The sequence below is a fragment of the Promicromonospora kroppenstedtii genome, assembly GCF_044389675.1.
In the GTDB taxonomy this organism is placed as follows: domain Bacteria; phylum Actinomycetota; class Actinomycetes; order Actinomycetales; family Cellulomonadaceae; genus Promicromonospora; species Promicromonospora kroppenstedtii.
The window spans coordinates 151,114-177,640 of record NZ_JBIRYI010000013.1; the positions used below are offsets into that span (position 1 = coordinate 151,114).

20 protein-coding genes are annotated in these 26,527 nt (G+C 72.5%); 7 read left to right on the forward strand and 13 right to left on the reverse strand.

The window, feature by feature from the left end:
• Nucleotides 1-476: 476 nt before the first annotated feature.
• Nucleotides 477-2,183 (reverse strand): HNH endonuclease, encoded by a 1,707-nt coding sequence (locus ACH47X_RS20420; RefSeq protein ID WP_397406482.1) that lies wholly within the window; start codon nucleotides 2,181-2,183, stop codon nucleotides 477-479.
• A 539-nt stretch (nucleotides 2,184-2,722) separates the two neighbouring features.
• Between ACH47X_RS20420 and ACH47X_RS20425 the strand changes: the two genes are divergently transcribed.
• Nucleotides 2,723-3,106, forward strand: coding sequence for a VOC family protein (locus tag ACH47X_RS20425; protein ID WP_397406407.1), 384 nt, complete (start codon nucleotides 2,723-2,725; stop codon nucleotides 3,104-3,106).
• Between the two features lie 36 nt (nucleotides 3,107-3,142).
• Here ACH47X_RS20425 and ACH47X_RS20430 read toward each other — a convergent pair whose 3' ends face one another.
• The 6 genes from ACH47X_RS20430 to ACH47X_RS20455 form a co-directional block, all read right to left on the reverse strand.
• Entirely contained in the window at nucleotides 3,143-4,309 is a 1,167-nt protein-coding gene (locus tag ACH47X_RS20430) for an ROK family protein (protein WP_142034161.1), read from the reverse strand.
• 67 nt (nucleotides 4,310-4,376) lie between these two features.
• Nucleotides 4,377-5,738, reverse strand: a complete 1,362-nt coding sequence (locus tag ACH47X_RS20435; protein ID WP_397406409.1) for an ABC transporter substrate-binding protein — start codon at nucleotides 5,736-5,738, stop codon at nucleotides 4,377-4,379.
• A 13-nt stretch (nucleotides 5,739-5,751) separates the two neighbouring features.
• Nucleotides 5,752-6,744 (reverse strand): acetylxylan esterase, encoded by a 993-nt coding sequence (locus ACH47X_RS20440; protein ID WP_397406411.1) that lies wholly within the window; start codon nucleotides 6,742-6,744, stop codon nucleotides 5,752-5,754.
• Nucleotides 6,741-9,167, reverse strand: coding sequence for a glycosyl hydrolase family 95 catalytic domain-containing protein (locus tag ACH47X_RS20445; protein WP_397406413.1), 2,427 nt, complete (start codon nucleotides 9,165-9,167; stop codon nucleotides 6,741-6,743). Before ACH47X_RS20445 ends, ACH47X_RS20440 begins: the two co-directional genes overlap by 4 nt.
• A complete protein-coding gene (locus tag ACH47X_RS20450; protein WP_397406415.1) occupies nucleotides 9,164-10,072 on the reverse strand; it encodes a carbohydrate ABC transporter permease in 909 nt (302 codons plus the stop codon). Before ACH47X_RS20450 ends, ACH47X_RS20445 begins: the two co-directional genes overlap by 4 nt.
• Before the next feature lie 9 nt (nucleotides 10,073-10,081).
• Nucleotides 10,082-11,041, reverse strand: coding sequence for a carbohydrate ABC transporter permease (locus ACH47X_RS20455; protein WP_397406417.1), 960 nt, complete (start codon nucleotides 11,039-11,041; stop codon nucleotides 10,082-10,084).
• A 110-nt stretch (nucleotides 11,042-11,151) separates the two neighbouring features.
• On the opposite strand from ACH47X_RS20455, the gene ACH47X_RS20460 reads away from it, so the two are divergent.
• Nucleotides 11,152-13,353 (forward strand): alpha-galactosidase, encoded by a 2,202-nt coding sequence (locus ACH47X_RS20460; RefSeq protein WP_397406419.1) that lies wholly within the window; start codon nucleotides 11,152-11,154, stop codon nucleotides 13,351-13,353.
• A gap of 54 nt (nucleotides 13,354-13,407) precedes the next feature.
• Here the strand turns inward: ACH47X_RS20460 and ACH47X_RS20465 are convergent, their stop codons facing one another.
• A complete protein-coding gene (locus ACH47X_RS20465; protein WP_397406421.1) occupies nucleotides 13,408-15,837 on the reverse strand; it encodes a X2-like carbohydrate binding domain-containing protein in 2,430 nt (809 codons plus the stop codon).
• 223 nt (nucleotides 15,838-16,060) lie between these two features.
• Between ACH47X_RS20465 and ACH47X_RS20470 the strand changes: the two genes are divergently transcribed.
• Nucleotides 16,061-18,535 carry a glycoside hydrolase family 2 protein gene (locus ACH47X_RS20470; protein WP_397406423.1) on the forward strand — a complete coding sequence of 825 codons (2,475 nt, stop codon included), beginning with the start codon at nucleotides 16,061-16,063 and terminating at the stop codon, nucleotides 18,533-18,535.
• A 77-nt stretch (nucleotides 18,536-18,612) separates the two neighbouring features.
• Nucleotides 18,613-19,467: a TIR domain-containing protein gene (locus ACH47X_RS20475; protein WP_397406425.1), complete on the forward strand. Its 855-nt coding sequence runs from the start codon at nucleotides 18,613-18,615 to the stop codon at nucleotides 19,465-19,467.
• A gap of 41 nt (nucleotides 19,468-19,508) precedes the next feature.
• Here ACH47X_RS20475 and ACH47X_RS20480 read toward each other — a convergent pair whose 3' ends face one another.
• Nucleotides 19,509-20,207, reverse strand: a complete 699-nt coding sequence (locus ACH47X_RS20480; RefSeq protein ID WP_397406427.1) for a PadR family transcriptional regulator — start codon at nucleotides 20,205-20,207, stop codon at nucleotides 19,509-19,511.
• A gap of 204 nt (nucleotides 20,208-20,411) precedes the next feature.
• Between ACH47X_RS20480 and ACH47X_RS20485 the strand changes: the two genes are divergently transcribed.
• The gene (locus ACH47X_RS20485) at nucleotides 20,412-20,822 is read left to right on the forward strand and encodes a nitroreductase/quinone reductase family protein (protein ID WP_397406429.1); all 411 of its coding nucleotides are present in this window, start codon (nucleotides 20,412-20,414) and stop codon (nucleotides 20,820-20,822) included.
• Nucleotides 20,823-20,839: 17 nt separating this feature from the next.
• On the opposite strand, the gene ACH47X_RS20490 is transcribed toward ACH47X_RS20485, so the two are convergent.
• Nucleotides 20,840-21,514: a PAS and ANTAR domain-containing protein gene (locus ACH47X_RS20490; RefSeq protein ID WP_397406431.1), complete on the reverse strand. Its 675-nt coding sequence runs from the start codon at nucleotides 21,512-21,514 to the stop codon at nucleotides 20,840-20,842.
• A 168-nt stretch (nucleotides 21,515-21,682) separates the two neighbouring features.
• Here ACH47X_RS20490 and ACH47X_RS20495 point away from each other — a divergent pair, with 168 nt between their 5' ends.
• Entirely contained in the window at nucleotides 21,683-22,171 is a 489-nt protein-coding gene (locus ACH47X_RS20495) for a hypothetical protein (RefSeq protein WP_397406433.1), read from the forward strand.
• Here the strand turns inward: ACH47X_RS20495 and ACH47X_RS20500 are convergent, their stop codons facing one another.
• On the reverse strand, nucleotides 22,172-23,662 hold the full coding sequence (locus tag ACH47X_RS20500) for an SDR family oxidoreductase (RefSeq protein WP_397406435.1): 1,491 nt from the start codon (nucleotides 23,660-23,662) through the stop codon (nucleotides 22,172-22,174). It lies immediately after the preceding gene.
• Nucleotides 23,663-23,787: 125 nt separating this feature from the next.
• Between ACH47X_RS20500 and ACH47X_RS20505 the strand changes: the two genes are divergently transcribed.
• Nucleotides 23,788-24,597: a tryptophan-rich sensory protein gene (locus ACH47X_RS20505; RefSeq protein ID WP_397406437.1), complete on the forward strand. Its 810-nt coding sequence runs from the start codon at nucleotides 23,788-23,790 to the stop codon at nucleotides 24,595-24,597.
• Here the strand turns inward: ACH47X_RS20505 and ACH47X_RS20510 are convergent.
• Together ACH47X_RS20510 and ACH47X_RS20515 are read right to left on the reverse strand one after the other, a co-directional pair.
• The gene (locus tag ACH47X_RS20510) at nucleotides 24,581-24,853 is read right to left on the reverse strand and encodes an RICIN domain-containing protein (protein WP_397406439.1); all 273 of its coding nucleotides are present in this window, start codon (nucleotides 24,851-24,853) and stop codon (nucleotides 24,581-24,583) included. The two genes, ACH47X_RS20505 and ACH47X_RS20510, sit on opposite strands and share 17 nt — an antisense overlap.
• A complete protein-coding gene (locus ACH47X_RS20515; protein WP_397406441.1) occupies nucleotides 24,850-26,421 on the reverse strand; it encodes a glycoside hydrolase family 30 protein in 1,572 nt (523 codons plus the stop codon). The genes ACH47X_RS20510 and ACH47X_RS20515 overlap by 4 nt, the downstream gene beginning before the upstream one ends.
• Nucleotides 26,422-26,527 lie beyond the last annotated feature (106 nt).

Consider the following 26,527-nt stretch of genomic DNA (forward strand, 5'->3'; position numbering starts at 1 on the left):
CTGAGCGCTGCGCAACCCCGCGCTATTGCTTGAGCTTGTTGAAGCAGCAGTCGACAACATTGCGACCCTTGTAGCGCTCGCGCTGAGCGTCGCTTAGGTCGATGGGCCGGCCGGGCCTTGAGTGTTCGATCTGACCCACAGAGTCACATCGCTGCTGGTGGCTACCACCAACGTCCTGCCCGACGGAGAGAACCCCGCCGCGCGGAGCTCTCCATGCTGCTGATCGTCGAAGATGTGCCACCACGACGTCCCCGGCTCGCCGGCGTTGAGGTCGCCGTCACGTGCCATCCTTTCCGCGTTCCACCGGACCATCGCCGACCGCATGTTGCCGATCGCTCCTCGGCGACAGGCTGACAACCTACAGTTGCGAAAGCGTCGGGCAGGGAAGAGTCGACGATGACGCGACACGGCACGAGGCGCGACCCACCGAGATCCAGATCCGTTGAGCAACACGGCCTAGTGGTGTCTGCGGTGCGTCAGGTGGGGTGGGCCCAGGAGAGGTCGGGGCGGCGTGACCTGCTTGGCGCGCTGCTGGGCGCTCGGCGGGGTGGTTGGTGTGCCTGGCGTGGTTGGCGGGGTGGTGGGCTCGGTCGGTAGGGGATCGCGCCGTGGGCGGGGGTGGTCTGGCAGCCGATCGAGTAGCGGCTGCGTGGTGTGCGGCCGGGTGCGGGGCCGGTCATGCCGACGGCCGGGGTCCAGGCCGGTGTCGCGGTCCGGTCGCGGGTCGGCGTCGTGCCCTGGCCAGGACCGGGCTCAGCGGTTGCCGACGCGCGCCCATCACCAGACCCGGTCGCGTTTCGGCCGGGGGTCGAGGTGATGTCGCGGCCCGTCTGACCGGTTCCCAGCGGGTCGGTGGGTGCCGTTCCGTCGGAGTCCGTACCGAGGCCACGGACAGCCTCCATGACACAACCGGTGTCACCACTCCTGGCTGGTGTCGGCGGCGTAGGCGCGACCGAGACATACGTGTGCCCGGTCGGGGTGATCGTCTCCACGGCATGCAGGCCGTTGAGCTGGGTGGTCTTCTGCGACCAGCCCGGGGCCTGTTTCGCGTGGTTGCACCTGGCGCACAGGCCCTGGCCGTTGTCGAGGCTCGTGGGGCCGCCCTCGGCGTGCGGGGTGATGTGGTCGGTGTGCCGGACTGGGGCGTCACACCACGTGGTGGCGCAGATGCCTTGCTCCCGGGCCCGTAGCAGGTTCGACAACCCCGGTGGGTGGAACCGGGACGTGGACGTCGTGGCCAGCAGGCGCCCGTGGGGGTTGACGTAGATCGAGCGCAGCCAGGCCGTGTCGGTCTCGATCGCATGGGCGGCAAGGTTGCGGGCGACCGGTGCCGGGACCACGCCCACACCCGCCGGGGCACCCTCGACCACCACGGCGGGCTGATTGCCGGCGGCGAGGAGGGTGTCGTCGGAGACCAGCAGGTTGATCGTGACCGGCACGTCGTTCGCGTGGCCGGGTTCACGGGTGGTGGTGCGTTCGATGAGGGTGTCGGCCATGATCTGACCCACCCCACGCTCGTCACTCGTGGCCTTCGCTGTCTCGGCGGTTGTTTTGAGCTGGGCGTAGGCCTGCACTCCCTGGGCCATCGGCACCAGGGCCGTGAGGTAGACCATCAGGTCCGGTGCCGGGCGGATCGAGACCCGCCGCTCCGAGACGGCCTTGGCGTTGCGGTTCACGCACGCGTGCACGTCCAGTCGGGCGGCGAGTTCCTTGATCCGGGCGATCAGTCGTCGGGTGCTCATGCGGGACAGCTCGGTCAGGTGGGTGGGGCCGCAGATCTCCTCGTCGATCAGGGCCCGGTGCTCCAGCGACAGGTGGGACGTCTCCCGCACCAGAAGGGTGGCCCGCCACTGCGAGAGGACCCCGGTCTGCAACGCGGCGAACGTGTGGGGCATCTGGGTGACCCACACCCGAGACGTGCTCACGAACCCGGCCCCGGCGTGCGGGCTGACCCGCAGCGCGGCACCGACCTGGTTCGGCACACCGCGCCCTTGCCGCTCGGCCCGGATGCTCTGCCGGGCTTCGTCGGCACGGGTGGCCTCGTCCAACGCGACCGTGAGCCGGGCCTGGGTCGCGGTGATCGCGTTCTTCACCGACTCCAACTCGCCGAGCAGATCGACCCATTCGGCCTGTACTGCCGCGGGCACACCGGCAGGAGTGTCAGTGGCACCAGGCAAGATCATCTCCGCCAGGGCCCGCCGCACCGCCCGCACACCGGCCACGCCGACGGCCCCGCCAGGCGCGGACGCACCGGCCGCACCGAACGCACCTGCGACACCTGAATCCTCGGCGCCGCCGGGCAGCACCGGCCCGCCGGGCAGTCTCGGTCCGTTCTCGGGCAGCACCGATCGAGCAGGCTGCTCGCCTGCTCGTCCTGGTACCTCACCCGTTCGCGTCATGCCATCAACATATGGCACACACGTGCGCATCGCTCGCTGAATCGACCCGGTCTGCCGATAGCAGAATCCGGCTGCTCGCCTTGTGGATAAGCCAGGAATTCGACGGTCAGCGACCAGAATCTCGCCCGTCTCGTCGATCGCGCCAGACGCTCGTCGCGCTTGCAGGAACCGCACGAACGCCCACACCTCTCCGCCGTTTGCACCAGCCGGGCGGCGCCGCCCGCCCCACCACCGCCCGCTCCCAGCGGACAGACTCTCCGACTCCTCAGCACTTCCCGCCCGAACATCCTCGACAAAGCCGCCCACGCCCCTACGGTGGCCCCATGGCGAGACTTCACGACGTGGTGTTCGACTGCCGCCACCCCGCGTCCCTGGCCCGGTTCTGGGCGATCGTGCTGGACGGCTACGCCGTGGCCCCGTACGACGACGAGGAGCTGGCCCGGCTGCACACCATCGGCGTCCACGACCCGGAGGACGACCCGTCCGTGCTGGTCGAGGGCCCGGCCGGGGCTCCGCGCCTCTTTTTCAACGCCGTGCCCGAGCCCAAAGCGGTCAAGAACCGGGTGCACCTCGACGTCCGCGCCCCCGACCGGGACGCCGAGGTGGCGCGCCTGGTCGCTGCCGGCGCGGCCGAGATCGGCCGGAACGAGAACTGGGTGGTCATGACCGACCCCGAGGGCAACGAGTTCTGCGTCTTCCCTGACTAGCCCCGAGTAGCTCCCGACCGGCCCGGACCACCCACCTCAGCCGACGGGCCGCAGCGCCTCCCGGAACGCCGCCACCGCCGCGCCGCAGGCCCAGTCGATGAATGTGTGCCGCCGCACCACCAGGCGGCAGTTCGCCGCCGCGCCGAACGCGTGCGCGGCGAACTCCTCGCGGATGCGGCGTTCGTACAGGTCGTACTCCATGACACCCTCGCCCGCGATGACCACCACCTCGGGGTCCACCAGGTTCGCGGTCACGGCCAGTGCCGCCCCGATGGCGGTACCCGCCCGGTCGAACGCGTCGACGGCGGTGCGGTCGCCGGCGTGCGCCAGGGCCACCGCGTCCGCGAGGGTGAGCGCGGGGTCGCCGTGCCCCACGCGGACGGCGTCACGGATGGCGCCCGAGGACGCCACCGCCTCGACGCAGCCACGGCGTCCGCACACGCATCTCGCGTCGGGGGAGGCCAGCGGCAGGTGGCCGATCTCGCCGACGACGCCGTGCGCCCCGACCACGACGTCGCGGTTGACGTAGATGCCGCAGCCGATGCCCGCGCCGATGGTGACGATGGCGAAGCTCTCCGCCTCGACGCCGAGCCCGAACCACTGCTCGGACCTCGCGAGCGCCCGCACGTCGTTCTCGACCACGACCGGCAGGTCGACCTCCCGGGCGACCGTGGCCCCCAGGGGCACGTTGGCCCAGCCCAGCAGTGGGGAGTGCCGCACGACGCCGGAGCCCGAGTCGATGTCGCCGGACACCGAGACGCCGATGCCCACGAGCCGCTCCGCGCTGTCCCCGAGCTTGTCCACGAGCCGGCGCGCGCAGCGCACGATCTCGGCCGCGACCGTCTCCGGGTCGTGCCGTGCCAAGGGCCGGCGGGTGGAGGTGAGCACCTCGTTGCCGATGCTCACCGCGACGGCCACGATCTCGTCGGCGTTGACCTTGACGCCGATCGCGAGCATCGAACGCGGCACCACGCTCAGGGGGTAGACGGGCCGCCCGGGCGAGGAGCTCTCGGCGTGCTCGCCCACGGTCACGAAGCCGTCGCGGATCAGCGGGCTCACGGTCTTGGTCACCTTGGCCTGCGAGAGCCCGGTGAGGCGGCCGATCTCGATCCGGCTGACCGGACCGTGCGTGATGATGCGCGTGAAGATCTCCGCCGACGTCGCCGTGCGCAGCGCGGGGGTCCGGGCGACCAGGGGGCTCATGGAAAGACCTCGCCTTCGGGTCCGGGCGCGACGCGTGCGGCGTCGCGCCCGGACCGGGGGTGGCTGGCTACTGCTTGGACAGGATCTCCTGGGCCTTGTCGGCGGCCTCCTGCCAGACGTCGTCATCACGCTGGTGGCTGTAGTACGCCTCGAACAGGGGCTGCAGCTCCGACTTGAGCTCGGCGCCGTTGCGGTAGGCCAGCGACGGCTCGAGCTGCTCGTTCTTCGAGTAGTCCACGAAGACGCTCAGGTCGACGCCCTTCTCGAGCTGGTCCGCGGCCAGGGCCTCCATGGCCGAGGGGATCGACGGGAAGAACGAGCCCGAGGTGAGCGCGGCGCTCTCCTGGCACTCGGCCGTGCCCATGAACGAGATCCAGTCCCAGGCCGCCTGCTTCACCTTGCTGCCCGACCACAGCATGTTGCCGTTGGAGTTGCTCATGACCACGCGCGTCTCGCCGTCCGGGCCGAGCACGTTGGGCGCGATGCCGACCGACATGCCGGGCAGCTTCGCGAACGTCGTGGCCGACCACGAGCCGCCGGAGATCATCGCGACCGAGCCGGAGCCGAGCTGCTCGGTGTCACCGACGGTGAACTGGCCGAACTTCGGGGCCAGGCCGCGGTCGGACAGGCCGCGCAGGTAGTCCATGGTCTCGACGAACGTCGGGTCGGCGAACGCGAAGGACGTGGGCCACGCCGCGGGCTCGCGCATGGTCCAGCCGGTCGCGGCCGCGAACTGGTACCAGGTGGTCTGACCCAGGTAGTCGCTCGTACCGAGGGCCCCGATGCCGTAGACCTTGACCTTGTCCTTGTCGAAGCCCTTCTCGTCGCCGCGCTTGCCGTTCTCGTCGACGGTGAGGTGCGAGACGACCTTGTCGAAGGTGCCGCCGTCCTCCGGGTTCCAGGTCATGTTCGTGACGTCGTCCTCGGTGAGGCCGGCGTCCTTCAGCATGTCCTTGTTGTAGTAGAACGCGGAGCCGGCCCAGTCGAGCGGCAGCGCGTACTGCTTGTCGTCCGTGTAGGTGAACGCCGGGACGCCCACGTTGAACACGCCCAGGTCGTAGTCCGACTCGGCGATGTAGTCGTCGAGCGGCTCGAGCTGGCCCTGCTTGGCGTACGAGTCGAGGAACTCCACGCTGTTCTGGAACGCGTCCGGCGCGTTGCCGGCCACGAAGCCGGCCGTGAGCTTGGTGAAGTAGTCGTCCACCGCGTACTGCGTGATGTTGACCGTGATGTCGGGGTACTTCTCCTGGAAGGCGGGCAGGCACGTCTTGTACGACTCGGCCTGCTTCTCGTCCCAGGTCCACCAGTTGACGGTGCCCGCGTGGGCGCCCTCCTCGGCTGCTCCGCCGGCCGGGCCGCCCGCGCAGGCGGCCAGCGAGACGGTGACAGCGGCTGCAGCGACGATGCTCAGCATGTGCTTCGGTTTCATGATTCCTCTTCGATCAAGGGACCGGGTGGGTTCGGTTCGGGTTGACGGGGCCGACGGCGGCCTCGAGCACACGGCCGAGCACGTCGAGCGCGCCCTGCCGGTCGAGGCTGCCGCCGGCGTCATGGCCGTTGACCGGCCAGACGGCGATGTCGTGCGGCGCCGCGTACTCGTTGTGCGCGGCGAACACGGTTTCGGGGGGAGTGACGTCGTCGTCGAGCCCGGCGGAGAACCACGCGGGCGCGTGGGCCAGGCGGGCGAAGTTGACGACGTCGAAGTGGCGCAGCGTGGCCAGCGCGCGCTCGAGGCGCGGCCGGTCCCGGGCCAGCAGGTCGGCCAGCTCGCGGTAGGGGCCGCTGCGGCTGAGCGTCAGCGCACCCGGCAGGTCCGCGAGGAACGGGGCCTGCGCCAGCACCGCGGCCACGCCGGGGGCCAGGTAGCCCGCGGCCAGCGCGATCCCGGCGCCCTGGCTGTTGCCGAGCACCGCCACGCGGTCGGGGTCCACGCCCGGCAGCAGCCGGACGGCGTCGACCGCGCGGGCGGCGTCGGTGAACACGCGCCGGTAGTAGTAGCCCGCCGGGTCGGCCAGGCCGCGCGTGACGTAGCCGGTGCTGTCGCCCCAGGGTCCGTCCGGCGTCGATCCGTCGCCCTGCCCGCGGGTGTCCATGACGAGGTGGGCGTAGCCCGCCGCGGCCCAGGTGAGGTCGTCGATCGCGTACCCGCGTCCGGCGCCGTAACCCGTGAAGTGGACGACGGCGGGCAGCCGGCCCACCCGGTGCCGCGGCAGGCGCAGCCACGCGCGGACCGGGTGGCCGGCGAATCCGGGGAAGGTCACGTCGAACACCTCGATGGCGTCCAGTGCCGTGGCCACCGGGGTCACGGCCGGCGGTGTATCGAACCGGCGGGCCTCCGTGAGGGTGTCGCGCCAGAACGCTGCGAAGCCGTCCGGCAGGTCCTGGGTCGAGCGGTAGGAACGGAGCGCGGCCTCGCGGGGGTCCGGGGTGGTCATGAGATGTCCCCGAACAGGTCCGCGGCCTCTGCGCCGTCGGCGGGCAGCGTGCACGTGCGCCCGCCGAAGGCGACGACGACGTCGCGCACCCCTGCGCCGACGGCGTCGTGCAGGCGCAGCGTGGCCGGGCGGCCGGCGCGCCAGGCGAGGTCCACCGCGACGCCGCCGCGCGTGCGGATGCCCGTGATCCGGCCGTCGGGCCAGGCCGCGGGCAGGGCCGGCAGCAGGCGCAGCGGGTCCTCGGGTGTGCCCGCGCCGGCGCCGACCAGCAGCTCCGCGATCGCGGCGGCCAGCCCGTAGTTGCCGTCGATCTGGAACGGCGGGTGCGTCGAGAACAGGTTGGGCAGCAGGCCGCCCCACTCGGAGCCGTCCACGGGCGAGTCGACGTCGGGGTCGTCCAGGTAGGGGCGGGAAGCCTCGCGCAGCAGGTCGCGGGCGACGTCGCCGTCACCCAACCGGGCCCGCAGGGCGATCTTCCACGACCAGGACCAGCCCATGGCGCCCGGACCGCGCACGTCGAGCGTGCGCCGCGCGGCCGCGGCCAGCTCCGGGGTGCGCTCCACGTCGATCGCGGTGAGCGGGTACAGCCCGACCAGGTGCGACAGGTGCCGGTGGTGCGGGTCCGTCGAGGTGCCGTCCTCGCCCCATTCGGCCACGGTGCCGTCGGCGGCCACGCGCGGCGCCGCCAGGCGCGTGAGGGCGGCGCGGATCTCGGCCGGCAGCGGCTCGGTGCCGGCGCCCACGGCCTCCGCCGCCGCGAGCGTGCGCTCGAACGTGGTCCGGATCAGGGTCAGGTCCATCGCGGACGACGTCGACACGGAACCCGTCGACCCGTCCGCGCGCCGGAACGAGTTCTCGGGCGATGTCGACGGCGAGGTGCCGAGCACGCCGTCGGCGTCGGCAACCAGCCAGTCGAGCGCGAAGGCGCTCGCGCCGAGCAGCAGCGGCAGCACCCGCCCGGCCAGCTCGGCGCGGTCGCGCCCGTACTCCCAGCGCTGCCAGGCATGGTCGGCGAGCCAGAGGCCGCCCATCGGCCAGAACGCCCAGGACGTCGCCCCGTGGCCGGCGCCGACGGGCAGCGCCCAGCCCCACGGGTCGGTGTTGTGGTGCGCCACCCAGCCGCGCGCGCCGTACAGGGCGTCCGCCACGGCGCTGCCCGTCTCGGCCACGCGCTCCAGCAGGTCGAGCAGCGGTGCGTGCAGCTCGCCCAGGCCGGTGCGCTCGGCCAGCCAGTAGTTCATCTGGGTGTTGATGTTGATCGTGTAGTTGGACGACCACGGCGGCCGCATCGACTCGTTCCAGATGCCCTGCAGGTTGGCGGGCGGCGAGCCGGGCCGCGACGACGAGACGAGCAGGTACCGGCCGTACGCGTAGAGCACGGGGGCCAGGGCGCGGTCGTCGCCGTCCGCGAGAAGGGCGGCGACGTCGACGGGAGTGGCGTCAGCGCTGTCACCGAGCTCCAGGGCGGACCGGCCCAGCAGTGCCCCTGCGTCGGCCTCGTGCCGGGCGCGGAGGTCGTCGGCATTGGCCGCCACGACCTCGGCGGCGTGCGCGGCGGCGCGCTCGGCCAGGTCGGCGCGCGTCGCGGTCGGCTCGTGGCGCCACCAGCGGCGGGCGTTCGTCTCGGTCGTCACGGCCAGGAGTACGCGGCTCGCACCGGTGAGCGAGATGTCGTGCGCGCCCTCGGCCGCGGGCACCGCCGTCGCCGTGCCGTCCGTGCGCAGGGCCACGGACACGGCCGCGGCGGGGTCGAAGCCGGAGTCGGCCTGCCCCCAGACGTGTGCCTCGGCCTCCGGCTCGTGCCCCGGCGCGCCGTCGACCGGCGCCTCGACGACCAGGCTCAGCCCCGCGGTGCCGCCGTCCGGCAGCCGCACGTCGGTGCTCGCGACCCGCAGGGGCGAGCGCAGGCGCAGCACGGCCGAGACCGGGGCGTCGGCCACGAGCTCGACGACGAGGGCACCGTCGACCGCGCCGACCCAGCTGCTGCGGCGCACGCGCACGCCGTCGAGCAGGAAGGACTCGTCGACCACGGCGCGGGAGAGGTCGAGCACGCGCTCGTAGTCGGTCAGCGGCGCCGGGCCGAGGTCCAGGTCGAGGTGGCCGAGCGGCAGGAACTCCTGGCTCCACGGGCCCTCGAAGGTACGCAGCAGGCGTTCGACCTCGTCGTCGTCCCGCCGGGCGACGGCGGCGCGCACCTCGGCGAGGCGCTCGGGTCCGGCGCCGCCGGCCAGGACGGCGTCGAGCGCGCGCCGCGGGCCGTCCGGGGTGCCCGACCAGAGCGTCGAGTCGTTGAGCCCGATGCGGCCGCGGGCGTCGCCGAAGACCATGCCGCCGATCGCGCCGTCGCCGATGGGCGTGGCCTCGGTCCAGCGGGCGGCGGGCGCGGTCCAGCGCAGGCGCACGGGGCGGGGTGCGGTGGTCACTTGAGCCCCGAGAAGCCGATGGAGTCGACGATCCGGCGACCGAACGCGAGGAACAGCACCAGCATCGGCAGGGCCGCGACGAGCGTGGCCGCCATCAGGCCGGCCCAGTCGGGGGCGGCCTGGGGCGAGGACTGCTTGAACACCGCGAGGGCGAGCGTGAGGGGCCGCACGCTGTCGTCGCTGGTCACCAGGAGTGGCCAGAAGTAGTCGTTCCACGCGCCGATGAAGCCCAGGATCGACAGGGTGGTCACGGGGCCGGACGTCATGGGCAGCGTGATCTGGAACAGCACGCGCAGGCGGCTCGCGCCGTCGATCAGCGCGGCCTCCTCGATCTCGCCGCTCAGGCCGAGCATGAACTGCCGCAGGAAGAAGATGTTGAACGCCGAGAACAGCGCGCCCGGCAGGATCAGCCCGCCGAACGTGTTGAGCAGGCCCAGGTCCTTGATGAGCACGAAGTTCGGCAGCAGCGTCAGGATGCCCGGCACCATGAGCGCTGTCAGCAGCACGGAGAAGACCAGGTCCCGGCCGGGCCACTGCAGGCGGGCGAACGCGTAGGCGGCGATCAGCGAGAAGAACACGACCAGGACGGTCGAGAGCGTCGCGAAGATCAGCGAGTTCATCGCGAAGTGCAGGATGTTGATGCTGGCGCCCGAGCCGCCCTCGGCCAGGGACTCGGCCGACGTGGCGATGCCGAGCACCCGGCGGAACGCGCCGAGCGTGAAGTCCACCGGCAGCAGCGACGACGGGTGCGTGATCAGCGAGTAGTTGTTCGAGAACGACGTCCGCAGGATCCAGTAGAACGGGAAGAGCGTGACCAGCACGACCCCGCCGAGATAGGTCCAGGCGGCGGCGCGCCCCACGCTGATGCGGCGGCGGGGTCCGGAGACGGTAGCGGATGCGGACATGCGTGTTCCTCAGTTCGTGTCGGACTCGTCGGCGCGCAGCAGGCGCATCTGCAGGAAGGTGATGGTGATGAGCATCGCGAACAGCGCGAGCGACATGGTCGCGGCGTAGCCGAACTCGAACTGGCCGAACGCCTTGTCGTAGATGTAGAGCTGCAGCACGTTCGACGCACGGGCCGGGCCGCCCTGCGTGGTCACGGCCACGAGGTCGAACACCTGGAACGATCCGATCACCGTCAGCACCAGCACCATCGCCAGCACGGGACGCAGCAGGGGGAGCGTGAGGCGGCGGAACATCTGCATCTCGTTGGCACCGTCGATCCGGCCGGCCTCGTAGACGGTCGGCGGGATGGTCTGCAGGCCCGCGAACACGATGATCGCGTTGTATCCCATGCCCTTCCAGACACTGATCAGCGCGATGGTGGGAATCGCCCACTTGCTGGAGCCCAGGAAGAAGACCGGGTCGAACCCGAGCTGGCGGATCGCGATGTTCACGATGCCGAGCTGGGCGTCGAGCATCCAGGACCACGTGGTGGCCGCGACGACCCCGGAGATGAGGAACGGGAGGATGATGACCCCCCGCAGTGCGGTCGACGCCGTCAGCCGGTGCAGCACCACGGCCGTGGTGACCGAGAGGGCCATGCCGATCACGACCGACAGGACCACGAAGTAGGCCGTGACGCCGAGCGAGTGCCAGAAGACCTCGTCGGCCACCAGCCGCTTCAGGTTGTCCAGGCCGGTCCACCGCGGCGGGGTGAGCACCCGGAAGTCGGTGAAGCTCAGGTAGATGCCGCGCAGGGTGGGGTAGGCGGCGAACGCGAGGAACCCGATGACGGCGGGTGCGATCAGGACCCACGCCAGCCGCGCGTCGCCGCGGTGGGCGGGCGAGCCGGCGCGGCGCACCGGCCCGGTCTTGTCGTCACGCCCGGTCGCGGTCCGTCCGCGCGCCGGGGTGGTGGTGGAGATCGCCATCGGCCTCATCCCTCGTCGTCGAGCTGCAGGAGGTGGGCACCTCGCTTGCCGCCGAAAGCGTAGGGCGACTAAGTTTCCGCTGTCAAGAAAGTCGATTCGGGGTGGTGAAGATGTCTGCTGGTGATGGATACGCGGTGCTGCGCGCGGCCGGAGTGTCGCTCGTGCTCGATCTCGTGGGCGTGATGCCCCAGGTGCTGCACTGGGGCGCGGACCTCGGTGACCTCGGCCCCGAGGGTGTGGACGCGCTGCGCGAGTCCGGGGCCACCGCGCGGGTCGCCAACTCGCCGGAGACGCCCCGTGCGGTCACGCTCCTGCCGGTCGAGCGGGACGCCTGGGCGGGTCTGCCGGGCATCGAGGGCCACCGCGCCGGGACGGCGACGACGCCGCGCCCCGAGCTCGTGGCGGCGGACGTCGAGGTCCCGGCCGACGGCGCCGGGGGCAGGGTGCGCCTGGACGTGCGTGAGCCGATCGCGGACCTCGCGCTCACGGCCGAGGTGGAGCTGGAGGCGACGGGCGTCCTGCGGGTGCGGTGGACCGTGACGCCGGGGGTCGAGGGCGGAGCGAGCGGCGCGGGGCGCGAGGTCTACGACCTGTCGCACGTCGCGGCGCTCCTGCCGCTCCCGGCCCGCGCGGGCGAGGTTCTCGACTTCAGCGGGCGCTGGAGCCGGGAGCGCGAACCGCAGCGCGTGCCGCTGGTGGACGGCGACCACGTGCGCGAGGTGCGCCGGGGCAAGCCGGGGGCCGACTCGCCGTACCTGGTCGCGGCGGGCACGCCGGGGTTCGGCCACCGGTCGGGCGAGGTGTGGGCGGCTCACGTGGCGTGGAGCGGCGACCAGCGCTGGATCGTGCAGCGCCTGTCCGAGGGCGCGGGCGCGCACGCGGCCGTGCTCGGCGGCGGCGAGCTGCTGCGCGCCGGCGAGGTGCGGCTGGCCGCGGGGGAGAGCTACACGACCCCCGACGTGCTGTTCGCGTGGTCGGACGCGGGGCTGGACGGCATCGCCGACCGGTTCCACCGCCGCACCCGCGCGCGCCGCCCGCGGCGGCGCCCGCAGCCGCTCGTGCTCAACACGTGGGAGGCCGTCTACTTCGACCACGACCTGGGCCTCCTGACCGAGCTCGTGGACCGCGCCGCCCGGGTGGGCGTGGAGCGCATCGTGCTCGACGACGGCTGGTTCCGCGGGCGCCGCGACGACACGGCGGGCCTCGGCGACTGGCAGGTCGAGACCGCCGTCTGGCCCGACGGGCTCGACCCGTTCGTGTCGCGGGTGCGCGCGGCGGGCATGGAGTTCGGGCTGTGGTTCGAGCCCGAGATGGTCAGCCTCGACTCCGACCTGGCCCGCGAGCACCCCGAGTGGCTGCTGGCGCCGTCGGCCGGGGTCGGCACCAGCTTCCGCAACCAGTACGTGCTCGACGTCGCCCACCCCGACGCGTACGCCTACCTGCGGGACGCGATCTCAGAGCTCGTGGAGCGCTACGGCATCGACTACATCAAGTGGGACCACAACCGGGACCTGCTCGAGGCCGTGATCCGCGGCGGCGCCGCCGGGGACCGGCCGGGGGTGCGGCGGCAGACGCTGGCGCTGTACGCCCTGCTCGACGAGCTGCACGAGCGGCACCCGGCGCTGGAGATCGAGAGCTGCTCGGCGGGCGGCGGTCGCATGGACCTCGGCATCCTGGACCGCACCGAGCGGGTGTGGACCTCGGACTGCAACGACCCCGTGGAGCGCCAGCAGATCCAGCGCTGGAGCGAGGTGCTCCTGCCGCCGGAGCTGCTGGGCTCGCACGTCGGCGCGGCACGGGCACACACCACGAACCGGGTCACCGACCTGTCGTTCCGGCTGGTGACGGCGGCGTTCGCGGCGCCAGGGATCGAGTGGGACATCACGGGCTGCACCGAGGACGAGATGGTGCGGCTCACCCAGTGGGCCGCGTTCGTGAAGTCCCGGCGGGACCTGCTGCACGGGGGCGTGCGCGTGCACGCCGACCTCGCCGACGAGCAGACGCTGCTGCACGGCACGGTGTCCGAGGACCGTACCCGCGCGCTGTTCGCGTGGGTGCGGCTGGCCAGCTCGGCAGGGCCGCAGGTGGCCCGGGTGCCTTTCCCGGGCCTGGACCGGGACCGGGACTACGTGGTGCGGGTGCCGGACGCGTTCGGTCCCACCGCCGTGCACGGGCGCGAGCCCGCGTGGCTCGAGCAGGCCCGGCGCGCCGGTGGCTTCCGCGTGCCGGGTGCGGTCCTGGCGTCGGCCGGGGTGACGCTGCCGGTGCTGCAGCCGGCGTCCGGGCTGGTGCTGGAGCTGACCGCCGAGTGACCGTGTCAGACGCTCAGCCCCCACCAGGGGGCTGAGCGTCTGACACGTCGTGGGTCAGCGCGTGAAGCGGAAGCCGTCGCTCCGGACCGGGGCGTCGGACCCGTTCACCACCACGATGCGGTGGGCGCCGCGCTTGAGGCCGGAGACCGAGAACAGCTCCTGCTGCGTGCGGCGCGCGGACGTGCTCGTGTCAACGGTCTGCTTCAGCACGCCGTCGACGTAGACGTGCACGGGACCCTGGTCGGGCGCCGTCGGCGCGATCCACGTGACACCGGTGCCGGTGAACGTGAGATCGGTCCACGCCTCGCCGCGCGCGGCGTGCACGTCGTCGCCGCCGTCGCCCCGGAACGCGAAGGTCAGCGCCGTGTCGCCCGCGGGCAGGGCCGTGAGGTACTCCGCCGACAGCACGACCGACTGCCCGTCCGTGGTCCAGTCGGTGCCCTGGCGCAGCACCGCGCCGCCGTGGCGGATCGCCGTGAGCTCGCCCGGGTCGCGGCCGAGCTCGACGCTCGTCGCCTCGGCCCGCTCGTCGGGCACCACGATCGCGTTCGGCGTGATCAGGTTCTCCTGCTCGACGTCGACCCGGTCCAGCAGCATGAACCGGCCGTTCTTCTTCTCCATGCGCAGCGTGTGCTCGCCGTTCTCGAGGTCCGTCGTGGACCACACGACGGCCTGGCTCTCGCGCGGCGTCCCGGCCGGCAACGACGCGTCGACCGTGTCGACGAGCTCGCCGTCCAGGTAGACCGCGACCTCGCCCTGCGACTCGTCGCGCTCGGTCACGTAGGACACGCCCGTGCCCCGGAAGGTCAGCTCGAAGGCGTCGCCGTCCTTCTCGGTCCAGTGCACGTCGTCCTCGTGGTCGCCCAGGCCGCGGCCGGTGCTGTGGCTCCAGCTCCCGGAGTACGAGATCTCGGACGCGTCGTCGTTCAGCTCCGCGACCCGCTTGCCGGTGTCGCCCGGGGCGGGCGGCTCCTCGCCGTCGGGCACCACGGTCACGGCGAGGTCCTGCGACGTCGCCGCGACCTCCTCGTTGCCGTTGCGCGCCCAGTCGCCGCCGTAGCCGACCTGGATCGCGTCGTCGTTCACCGTCGAGGCGGCCGCGCCGGCGGGCGTCACGCGCAGCAGGCGCACGCCGTGCGGCGGCACGTCGGCGGCCGTGAACCCGTCCGTGAAGGAGCCGAGGTTCTTCTTCGCCCACACGTCGCGCACCCTGTGCCGGCCGTCGCCGAGCCCCAGGTCAGCCCAGCTCGCCGTGACGTCGGCGTCGGTGGAGCCGAGGTTGAACAGCCCGACGACGTAGCTGCCGTCGTCCTGCAGCGAGTACCAGACCTGCCGCTTGCCGGCGGTCGAGACTGGCCGCGCCGGGATCGCGGCCTGGTTGATCGCGATGACCTCCTCGTTGGTCAGCAGGCCGAGCCCGAACGCGTCGAGCTGCGTGAGGTCGTTGCCCGTGTACATCGGGGCCGCGGAGATGGCCCAGAGGCTGGTCGCCGTACGGCGCTCGTCCTGCGTCAGGCCGTCCATGCGGCCGTTGCCCACGTTGAGCGAGTCGAGGTCACCGAACCCGCCCGGGCCGGTGTACCGCCACCACTGCTCGGCCTTGGGGAACAGGCGCGCGATGTTGGGCCAGGTCGTCAGGGCCTCGTTCTCGCAGTAGCACTCGACGTCCCAGTCGAGGCGCCAGCCGTCGGCCTTCTCGCGCCAGTAGTCGGCGTAGCGCGGGTCGAGCGCCCAGGACAGCTCGAACCAGATGTCGCGGCTGTGCAGCGCGTCGGACCAGGCCGCCACGTCGCGGCGGGCGTCGAGCGACAGGTCGCCGATGCCCGAGCCCGGGGTCACGCTGTCGAACTTGACGAAGTCCACGCCCCAGTCGCCCAGCAGGGCGCCGATGGAGTCGATGTACTTGGTGGTGCAGGGGTCGTCGAAGTCGAGCGCCCAGCCGATGCCCCAGTAGTCGGCCTTGGTGAGCGGCTGCTTGACGATGTCGCCCGTGGTGCAGCCGGGGGCGTTCCAGACCGGCAGGTCGGCCTCGTACACCTCCGGGCCGATACCCGGGATGAAGTACAGCCCGAACTTCTGCCCGTTGTCGTGCACGTGGTCGATCACGGCCTGGAGACCGTCCGGGTACAGCGAGGTGCTGGGCTTGGGCCGGCCGAACTCGTCGAAGCCGTCGTTCCAGCCCGCGTCGACGTTGATGCGGTCGTAGCCGAAACGCTGCAGCTTGGTGTGCATGGCGTCGGACTGGGCGATGAGCTGGTCGGCGTCGATCCAGCGGCCGTCGCCGCTGTAGACCTGCATGCTGAAGCTGCTCCAGCCCATGTACGGCGCCGTGGCGAGGTCGCCGGGCTCGACGCGGGGCAGGGGCGGCGGGGGAGTGGGCGCCGGGTCCGCGGCGCTCGCGGGTCCGGCGGTGCCGGCGACCAGGAGGCCGACGGCGGCGAGTCCGCACAGCGCCTGCCGGAGCAGGCGTCGGGGGCTTGTCATGGAAGGTGCTCTCCATCCTTTACGAGGATGCGCAGTGGCGACGTGCGGAACGGCACTGTTCCAGCGCGCGACGGGGCCCGGCGGGCCCCGTCATTTCTTGACGCGATCAAATAACCACAGCCCAGCCCCGGGCGCAAGGGTCGGGGCGCAGTTGCTTGACAACGGAAAGAAACTCTTGGACGCTCGTCTCGCTCCGCCCGCTCCGACACCTTTGGTGGCTCTCATGCTCACGCGCACCGCCGCGCCCGGACCCTGGACCCTGCACGTCGAGACGGCCGCGGCCGACGCCGACGGCGCGGTCCTCGCCCAGCTCCCCGTGCCCGCCACGGTGCCCGGCACGGTCCACACCGACCTGCTCGCCGCCGGCCTCATCGAGGATCCGTACCTCGACCGCAACGAGCTGCTGACCCCGTGGATCGGGCGCTCGGGCTGGCGGTACCAGGCGACGCTGCCCGCCACGACGCCGGCCGAGCGCACCGATCTCGTGCTCGACGGGCTGGACACGCTCGCCACGGTGCTCGTGGACGGCGTCGAGCGCCTGCGTACCCGCAACATGTTCCGCTCCTACCGGGTGCCCCTGGACTCGGCCGACGCCGCCGACGTCGCCGTCGTGCTCGACTCGCCCTGGGGGCCGTTCGACGCCCTGGACGACGAGGCGCGGCGCGCGTTCGACTCGCCGTCGGCGCACATCCGCAAGATGGCCTGCAACTTCGGCTGGGACTGGGGCCCCACGCTGGTCACCGCCGGCATCTGGCGCCCGGTGCGCATCGAGTCGTGGTCGGTCGCGCGGCTCGCCGAGACCCGCGTGGAGGTGCACGCCGAGCAGGGCGCCGCCGGCTGGCGCGGCCTCGTCGAGGTGGGCGTCGAGCTCGAACGGACGGCGACGGCGCACGACGCCGAGCTGGTCGTGCGCGTGGGCGGCGCGACCCGGAGCGTCGTCGTGCCCGCCGCGGAGACATCGGCGCGGCTCGCGGTCGAGGTGCCGATCGGGCACGACGACCTGTGGTGGCCGCGCGGGTCCGGGGCGCAGCCCCTGCACGACGTCGAGGTGCGGCTGCTCGACCGCGTCACGGGCGAGGCGCTCGACGCCGACGACCGGCGGGTCGGCTTCCGCTCCGTCGAGGTGAGCCGCGAGGCGGACGCGGACGGCGAGTCGTTCGCGTTCGTGGTCAACGGCCGCCCGGTCGCGGCGCTGGGCTTCAACTGGATCCCGGACGACTGCTTCCCGCACCGGGTCACGCACGACGACGTCGCCGCCCGCCTGCGCGACGCCGCCGAGGCGAACGCCAACATCCTGCGGGTGTGGGGCGGCGGCCTGTACGAGTCCGACGACTTCTACGCGCAGTGCGACGAGCTCGGGTTCCTCGTCTGGCAGGACTTCGCCTTCGCGTGCGCACCGTACCCGGAGCACGAGTGGATGCTCGAGGAGGTCGCGGCCGAGGCGCGCGAGAACGTGGTGCGCCTGATGTCGCACCCCTCGCTGGCGATCTGGAACGGCAACAACGAGAACTGGCTCGGCTGGGACGACTGGGGCTGGAAGGAGCGCCTCGGCGACCGGCCCTGGGGCGAGCGGTACTACCTGGAGGTACTGCCGCAGGTGGTGGCCGAGGTCAGCCCGCACGCCTTCTACTGGCCGGGCAGCCCGTACTCGGGCACGCCCGAGGTGTACTCGAACGACCGCTCGCGTGGCGTGGTGCACCTGTGGGACGGCTGGAACGAGCAGGGCTACCAGGTGTTCCTGGAGGACCGGGCGCGGTTCGTCTCGGAGTTCGGCTGGCAGGGCCCGCCCGCCTGGCGCACCCTGACGGACGCCGTGCACGACGACCCGCTGCGGCCCGACTCGGAGGGCGTGCTGCACCACCAGAAGGCGGTCGACGGCTCGCTCAAGCTGTCGCGCGGCCTCGCGCCGTACTTCGACGAGCCCCCGGACATGGCCGACTGGCACTGGGCCATGCAGCTCAACCAGGCGCGCGCCCTGACCTTCGCGATCGAGCACTTCCGCTCGCTGCGACCGCTGAACATGGGCTCGATCGTGTGGCAGCTCAACGACTGCTGGCCGGTCGCGTCCTGGGCCGTCGTCGACTCCGCCGGACGCCGCCGGCCCGCCTGGTTCGCCGTCCGCGCGGCCTTCGCCCCGCGGCTCGCCACGATCCAGCCGCGCGCAGGCGGGCTGGCGATCGTGCTGGTCAACGACGCGGGCGAGGCGTGGTCGGGGTCCGCGACGGTGCGTCGCCTGGGCCTGGACGGCCGGGTGCTCGCCGAGCAGGCAGTTACGTTCGACGTCGGCTCCGTGGCGAGCGAGACCGTGGCCCTCGGCCCGGACCTGGCGCAGCCCGGCGACCCCGCCGCCGAGCTGCTCGTGGCCGAGGTCGACGGCGCGGCCCGGGCCTGGCGCTACTTCACCGTGGACCGTGACCTCGCCTACCCGCGCCCGCGGCTCGACGTCGTGACCAAGCCGCTGCCCGGCGGCGACGTCGAGGTGGCGGTCACCAGCGACACGTTCGTGCGCGACCTGACCCTGCACGCCGATCGGCTCGACGCCGGGGCCGCCGCGAGCGACGCGCTCGTCACGCTGCTGCCGGGGGAGTCGGTCACCCTGCGGGTCTCGGGTGCCGACCCGGCGCGCGCGGAGGCGGTCGCCGCGGCCGTCCGGGGCGAGGCGCCGGTGGTCCGGCACGCGGGCGACCTGGTGGGCTGAAGCCTGGCGGGTTGCTCCGGATATGTCCGACGCGAAGGGGCGCAACCGTCAAGTTCCGGCAATCTGAAGGTATGAGTATGACGTCCAACCGCCGGAGCGCGATGGTCGAGGCGTGCGCCGCGGCGCTCGGCAGGCAGACCCTGACCGAGATGCGGTCCGTCCTCGACGACTACGAGCTCTCCGTGACGAGCCTCGGCGTCGTCGAGGACGCGCACTCGTACCTGGTCGGCGTCCTGGACGCCACGCCGCTCAGCAGCCTGCAGGGGCTCTACCAGCGCCTGGTGATCGCCGAGCGGTCACCGTTCGACGGCGACGGGCTCAAGATCTTCATGAGCCACCTGTCGGACCAGAAGGGCCTGGTCGACGACGTGAGCCAGGCACTGCGGCCGTACCGCGTGCAGGGCTTCGTGGCGCACACCTCGATCAGCCCAACGGCCCAGTGGCAGGACGTCGTCGAGGCGGCGCTCACCGACTGCGACGCGCTGGCGGCCTTCGTGGTCGGTGAGTTCTGCGCCAGCGAGTGGTGCGACCAGGAGGTCGGCTGGGTGCTCGGTCGCGGGGTACCGGCCGTGCCCCTGGCCTTCGGCGCCCAGCCGTATGGGTTGCTCGGCAAGTACCAGTCGGTCCCGTGCCGCGCCGCCGAGCCGGAGGCCGTGGCGGCCTCCCTGATGGCGGCTCTCGTCGCGATCCCGGCCCTGCAGGGCGCGCTCGCCGAGCAGCTCAGCCGCGCCTTCCACGACTCGGCGACGTGGAACTTCACACGTGCCGTGATGCCGCTCCTGGACCGGATCCCGGTCTTCACGCCCGAGCAGCTGGAGCGCCTCAGCGAGGCCGCCGAGCACAACAAGCACGTGTACGACTGCGACGTGCGCGGCACGTCCGGCTCCGACTGGACGCGCCGCTTCGTGGTGGAACGCGCGGCCGCCGCCTGACCTCCCGTGAGAGCGATCAGGCGGCGGCTGGTGCATGCCGGTCAGGCGTCCGACGTCGGCGCCTCGCCCGCGAGGGTCAGGTAGACCTCGCGGCGGGCCTTCTCGAGCAGCTTCGAGACCGCGGCCACCTGCTCGGGCGTGCCGGTGCGGGCGACCTGCTCGACGGCGTCGGCCAGGGCGCGGACCTCGTGCCGCAGCTCGCGGCCGTGGCCGTGCCCGACCTGCTCCCACGGGGTGCCGAGCTCGTCCTTGTGCTGCTCGACGTAGGTGGTGCCCTCGTCGGTCAGCGTGGCGAGCTTGCGGCCGCCGTCCTCGGAGAGGACCACGAGGCCCTCGTCGGCGAGCAGCGACAGCGCCGGGTAGACGGCGCCTGCGCTGGGGCGCCAGCGTCCGTCCGTCCGGTCGGCCAGCTCGCCGATGATCTGGTACCCGTGCATCGGCTGCTCGGCGAGGAGCAGCAGGATCGCGGCGCGGATCTCACCGCGGCCGGCGCGGCGCGGGCCGCGGGAGCCGCGGCGTCCGCCGCCGTGGGGGCCGCGGGGGCCGAAGCCGCGAGGGCCTCCGCCCGGACCGAAGCCCGGGCCGAAGTCGCGGGGGCCGAATTCCGGGCCCGGCCCGCCGGCCATCGCGTAGACCGGGCCGAACGTCGGGCCCTCGAACGTGGGCAGGAAGCCGCGGCGGCGTCCGCCGCGACGGCCGGAGGAACCGGGGTCCTGTGAGTGGTTGTCGTGTGTACGCATGATCTGTCTCCTACGTGTAGCGGCGGGGCGAGGCGGTGCGCGATCTCGCGCACTACGGCGTCTCGTACGTCCTGCCGGTCGGGAACGTGTGGCTCAACCGACGCTCCAAAGATAGATCAAAGATATATCGTTAGGCAAGGCCTGGTCCCGAACTGGCCCATGACCTCGTGGAATGCCGCTAGCCCCCGCCGCGTTGCCCCGGGCATGGACTTCAACCAGCAGATCGTCGACACCTTCCGCGCCAACGGCGGCGAGGTCAACGAACCCATGCGGTTCGGCAAGGGGCTCGTGCTCGTGCACGTGCCGCGCAAGGACGGCAGCGTCCGCATCGCCCCGCTCGCGGCGATCCAGGAGGACGGCGCCCGGTACATCGTGGCGAGCGCCGGCGGCTCGCCCCGGAACCCCGCGTGGGTCTACGGCCTGCGCCGGGCCGAGCAGGTGGACATCGAGGTTCCGGGCGAACCCGTCGAGACCGTCCGGACCAAGGTCGAGGAGCTGTCCGGCGAAGCGCGCGACGCCATGTGGGCCCGGTTCAAGGAGTTCTCGGCCGGCTTCGCGGAGTACGAGAAGACCGCGGAGGGGCGGGTCTTCCCGATCTTCCGGCTGGTCGGCTGACGCTCGATCGGCTCTGCTCAGCCGCCGTTCGGCAGGCCGACCGGTGCGGCGAGGAACGCCGTCACCTGCTCGGGGGTGGGGAACTGCGTCATCTTCGCGTCCGCGAACCACTCGACGAGGCCGGTGGCGAGCTCGCGCACGGGGACGTTGCGCTGGTTGGACGCCTCCCGCAGCCGCGCGAACGCCTCCTCGTCGCTGATGCCGAAGCTGACCATGACGACGCCCTTGGCCTGCTCGATGGACGCCCGGCTCTCCGAGGAGGCGCGGATCGCGGCCGACGCCTCGCGCTGCGCCTGCTCGCGGCTGGCGGCGGTGACGTCGATGAAGTACCCGGCGAGCTCGGTGATCGCCCCGGAGGCCGGGTCGCGCTTGGCCTGGCCGGTGACGGCGAGCGTCCTGGTGCGGCCCTTGGCGTCGACGATGCGGTGCACGGTGCTGAACGGTTCACCCGTCGCCGCCGCGTTCCGGAAGACGTGGTCGACGCGCTCGCGGTCCTCGGGGTGCTTGTGGGACAGCACCAGCTCCGTCGTCGGCACCACGTCGCCCGGGCCGAACCCGTGCATGGCATAGACCTCGTCCGACCAGGCCCATCGTCCTGTGGTGAGATCGAGGCGGTAACGGCCGACCGGGGCCCGGTGGCCGGGGGCCAGCGCGGCCTCGACCGCGGCCGGCGAGGGCTTGATGTCGTTCACGCCTGTCCTGTTCTACGAATCCGACGCTGCACCCACTCTGCACCCTGACGGGCTGAAGAGCCAAGGTGGGCGACCTCACGGGCGGTTATCAAGGTTAGACCAGCCAAATCATGACTAATCCGCTTGGATGGGTGATATCCCCGATTCGACGTCAAGGAGAACTCCGCGATGACCCAGGCAGCACAGGTCGGCACCGTGTACCAGAACAGCCAGGAGCTTCTCGACGCCGACCTGCCGCACCTGAGCGTCGCCCTCGACGCGAGCGGGTACGCGATCCAGCGGGACAGGGACGGTAACTGGTACAGCGTGTCGTCGGTCGGTCCGTCTGACCTCGCGGGGGTCTACACGGTGATCCACCTGCCGGCCGAGCCGCTGCCCGCCACCTACGGCTCGGTCGTGATCACCGACAACGGCACGCCGTTCATGCGCCGCTGGGACGCCGCGACCGACGAGCGGTTCGGCGTGGAGCACTGGATAGGGCCCGACGGCGTCACGGTGACCGACGCCCACCTGCGTCATCTGGGCGTCGCGCGGGCGTGGGACGCGAGCGTCCCGGGCGCCGGCTCGCGGCTCGGCGGCCGCCGTCGCCGGTCCCGCGCGACGCCCGAGACCGACGGGCACCCGGACTCCCGGTCGCGGACGCCGTCGGCGTCCTGACTAGGCGGGCGGGCCGGCGTCCGCGGCTCGCGCCGCGTGGGCCGCGGCCTGGGCGATGTTGCGCTGCATGCCGCCGAACACGATGCCGTGGAACGGGCTGATCGCCCACCAGTAGAGCTGGCCGGGCAGCCCGCGCGGCAGGAAGACGGCCCGCTGGCGGAACGTGGGCCGGGCCGCGTCCGCGTCCTCGACGGACAGCTCCAGCCACGCCAGGCCCGGCAGGCGCATCTCGGCGCGCAGCCGCAGCAGCCGCCCGGGCTCGATCTTCTCCACGCGCCACCAGTCGAGCGCGTCGCCCTCGGCGAGCCGGTGCGGGTGCCGCCGGCCGCGCCGCAGCCCGGGGCCGCCGAAGAGCCGGTCCATGAGGCCGCGCGCCACCCAGCCCAGCCGCCAGGAGTACCAGCCGTGGGCGCCGCCGATGCCCTCGATCACGGTCCACAGCGCGTCGCTCGTGGTGTCGACCCTGCTGGAGCGGTCGTCGACCAGCAGGCTCCCGCCGGACCAGTCGGGGTCGTCCGGCAGGGGGTCGGACGGCGCTCCCGGCGTCGAGGCGGACACCCAGCTCGTGCGCACGTCCAGGTCGCGGATGCGGGCCAGTGCGAGCGCGACCGCCTCGTCGAAGCCGATGAGGCCCTCGGGCGGGTCGGGCACGTACTGCTTGATGTCGTCCTCCTGGGCCACCACCTCGTGCACCAGCGAGCCGACGAGCGGCCGCGCGATGCCCGGCGGAACAGGTGTCACCAGGCCCACCCACAGGCTGGCCAGCCCGGGGGTGAGCACCGGGACGGCGCGGATCACGCGCGGGCGCAGCCCGGCGACGGCGGCGTAGCGCTGCATCATCTCGCGGTAGGTGAGGATGTCCGGCCCACCGATGTCGAAGCCGCGGCTGACCTCGACGGGGATCGACGCCGCGCCCACGAGGTAGCGCAGCACGTCGCGCACGGCGATGGGCTGGATGCGGTTGTTGATCCAGCGTGGCGCGACCATGGCCGGCAGCCGCTCGGTGAGGTAGCGCATCATCTCGAACGAGGCGCTGCCGGAGCCGAGGATCACCGCGGCCCGCAGCACGACGGTGGGGGCGCCGCCGTCGAGCAGGATCTGCTCGACCTCCCGGCGGGACTCCAGGTGGGGCGAGAGCTTCTCGCCCTCCGGGTACAGGCCGCCGAGGTAGACCACCCGGCCCACGCCGACCTCGCGCGCCACGACCGCGAAGCCGCGGGCCGTGCTGCGGTCGCGCTCGGCGAACCCGGACCCGGCCCCCAGCGCGTGGATCAGGTAGTAGGCGACGTCGACGCCGTCGAGCGCCCGCCGCAGGTCGTCGCGCGAGGTGGCGTCGCCCTTGACCACGTCGACGTTGCCGGACCAGTCCCGCGAGGCGATCCGTTCGGGGTGCCGGGCCAGCACGCGCACGTCGTACCCGGCGGCCAGCAGCTCGGGCACGAGCCGTCCGCCGATGTATCCGGTGGCTCCGGTGACGAGTACTCGGGGCATGGGGGCACCAACCTTTCTCCAAAACATGAAGCCGAGCGATTTACTAGATAGGCTAGTCATATTCGCCGGGTGGTTGCCTGCTGGGGCAGGCAGAGGGGGCCGTCCGGCCCGTCCGAGGAGGGCTCATGGCACACAGCACGTCGCACGACCTGGTCCAGCGGATCGTCGTCACCGTCAGTTTCGTGGTCTGCGTCATCGGCTCCATGATCGGCGTCGGCGTGTTCGGTGGCACGTCCGTCAACGCGGCGGCCGGGGGAGCCCTCGACACCGACGCCACGCTGCTCGCCCCGGCCTCCGCGGCCTTCTCGGTGTGGACCGTCGTCTACGTCGGGCTCGCCGGGTACACGGTGCTGCAGTGGTTCCACGCGCCGACGCCCGCGGCGCAGGAGCGGCAGCGGCGCCTGCGGCTCCCGGTCGCCGGCACGATGCTGCTCAACGCGGCGTGGATCCTGGTGGTCCAGGCCGGCTGGCTCTGGGTGAGCGTGCTGGTCATCGCGGCGCTGCTGACGCTGCTCATCCGGGTCTTCCTGATCCTGCTGCGCAGCCGCGCCGCCGGCGCGCTCGACCGTGTGCTGGTCGACGGTGTGCTGGGCGTCTATCTCGGCTGGGTCTGCGTGGCCACGGCGGCCAACATCGCGGCGGCGCTGACCAGCGCCGGGTTCGACGGCGCCGGCCTCGCCCCCGACTGGTGGGCCGTCGGCGTCCTCGCGGTGGTCGGTGTCATCGGCGTCGCCCTCGCGGTGCGAGGCGGCGGGCCCGTGGCGGTGGCCCTGGCCATCGCCTGGGGTCTGGCCTGGATCGCCGTCGAGCGCTGGGACGGTGCGCCGTACTCGGCCCCGACGGCCGCCGCGGCGCTCGCGGCCGCCGTGGCCGTGGTCGGCGCCACGGCCGTGGTCCGCGTGCGCGCGGCGGCCCGCCTCAGCTCACGCGGCTGAGCCGGAAGGTCTGGGCCACGGACCCGGTGCACGCCTGCTGCGTGAACCGGGTGCCGTCGGACCCGACCGGCGTGCCGAGCGTGAGGCAGCGGCCGCTGTGCCGGGCGGTGAACGTGACTCCGGCGGCCGTCGTCGTCGGGCGCCACTGCTGGTTGGTGCCGCCCACGTAGGACCAGAGCTGGACGGCGACGCCGTCGCCGGTGGCGCCCGCGCCGCCCGCGACGTCCCAGGCCTTGTCCGCGTGCTGGTTGGTCACCTGGTAGAACCCGCCCGAGGTGGGCGTGAAGCGCCAGCGCTGGTTTTGCCGCTCGCGGACGAGGCCACCTGGTACCACGACGCCGGATCCGGGTCGGCGGGCGTGGTGGTGGACTGCGGGTCCCACGTGTAGGTGGCCACGGACCGGCCGGGCAGCGTGTGGGTCAGGGAGCGGCCCTCGTCGGTGATGGAGAAGGTGCGGCTGCCGGAGGAGGCGTTCACGACGTACGCCACGCGCGTGCCGTCCGGGTTCTGGTGGACGACGTTCTGCAGGCCGCCGGACTGCTCGCTGGTGGAGCCGATCCGGCGTGCGCCGGCGTCGATGAACTTGGTCAGGTGGCCCAGCACGTAGAACTCGGCGTTGCGCGTCACGGTGCCGCCGGCGATCTGGACCACACCGTTGCACCGCGTGCCGCAGTGGCCCTGGTGCGGGCCACCGTTCTGGTCCAGCGCGAGGTTCCAGCTGATCGTCGTCTCGCCGCCGTTGCGCATGTTGCGCACCACGAGGTTCTCGGCGTGCCAGACCAGGGTGTCCCCGAACGTGTTCGCGGCGTCGTCGCTGTCCGTGCCGGAGCACTCGGTGAAGTAGACCCGCTTGCCGGCGGCCACGACCTGCGCCTGTGCCTCGGGGGAGCCGCCGTAGCAGTGGAACGCGGCACCGACGACGCGGGAGATGCCCTGCGTGCCCGAGAAGACCTCCAGCGGGTAGTCGGGGCGGTCCCAGTTGTGGTCGTAGGCGAAGATCTGCGTGCCCAGCCCGGCGCTGGTCAGCCGGGCGTCGAGCACCCGCAGGAACTGGGCCTGCTCCGCCGCGGACATGCTCAGGGACGGGTAGCTCGTGGCGAACAGTGGCTCGTTCGCCACGGTGAGGTCGCTCAGCGTGACGCCCTGCTGCGCGTACGCCTGGATCGTGCGGACCAGGTAGTCGGCGTACTCGTCGTAGTTCTCGGCGCGCAGGCTGCCGCCGTTCAGGGAGCCGCCGGACTTCATCCAGGCCGGCGGGGACCACGGGCTGCCCATGAACCGGATGTTCGGGTTGATCGCCAGCGCCTGGCGCAGCACGGGCAGGATCTGCTGCTGGTCGCGCGCGATGCTGAACTGCCCGGGGGTGTCCTCGTAGGTGTAGAAGCCGCCCGAGTTGAAGTCGGTGCTGCCGAGCGGCTGGCGCAGGTAGTTCAGCCCGATGCCGTCGTCGGAGCGGGAGAACAGCGACCGCAGCAGCGTGTCGCGGGTACCCGCGGGCAGACCGCTGATCAGTGCGGCCGAAGCCTCCGTGACGGACGCGCCCGCGCCGGTGAACCGCTGGGACACCTGGTCCGGGCTGACCCGGATGTCGGTGGCCTGCGGGCCGGTGTCGAAGGCGAGCGTGCCGCCGTCGGTCAGCCTGCGGCCGCCGTCGGCGGTGGTGACCCAGACCCGGGCGCTGGTCGGGGCGGCGGCCTGGGCAGTGGCCGGAGTGCCGGCGGGGCCGGACGCAGCCGCCGGGGCGATCCCGGCGGCGGCGAGGGTCAGGACGCCGAGCGTGGCGAGTGTCGTCCGGATGGACCCGGTGCGGGTGGTGCGCGTCATTGCGACTCCCTCGATGGGTGGAATGTGGGGCGAGCCTACCCCTACCTACCAAGTACTCGGTAGGTAGCAGTTTCCCGTATCCGGCCGGGGCCCGGGGGGAGAGGTC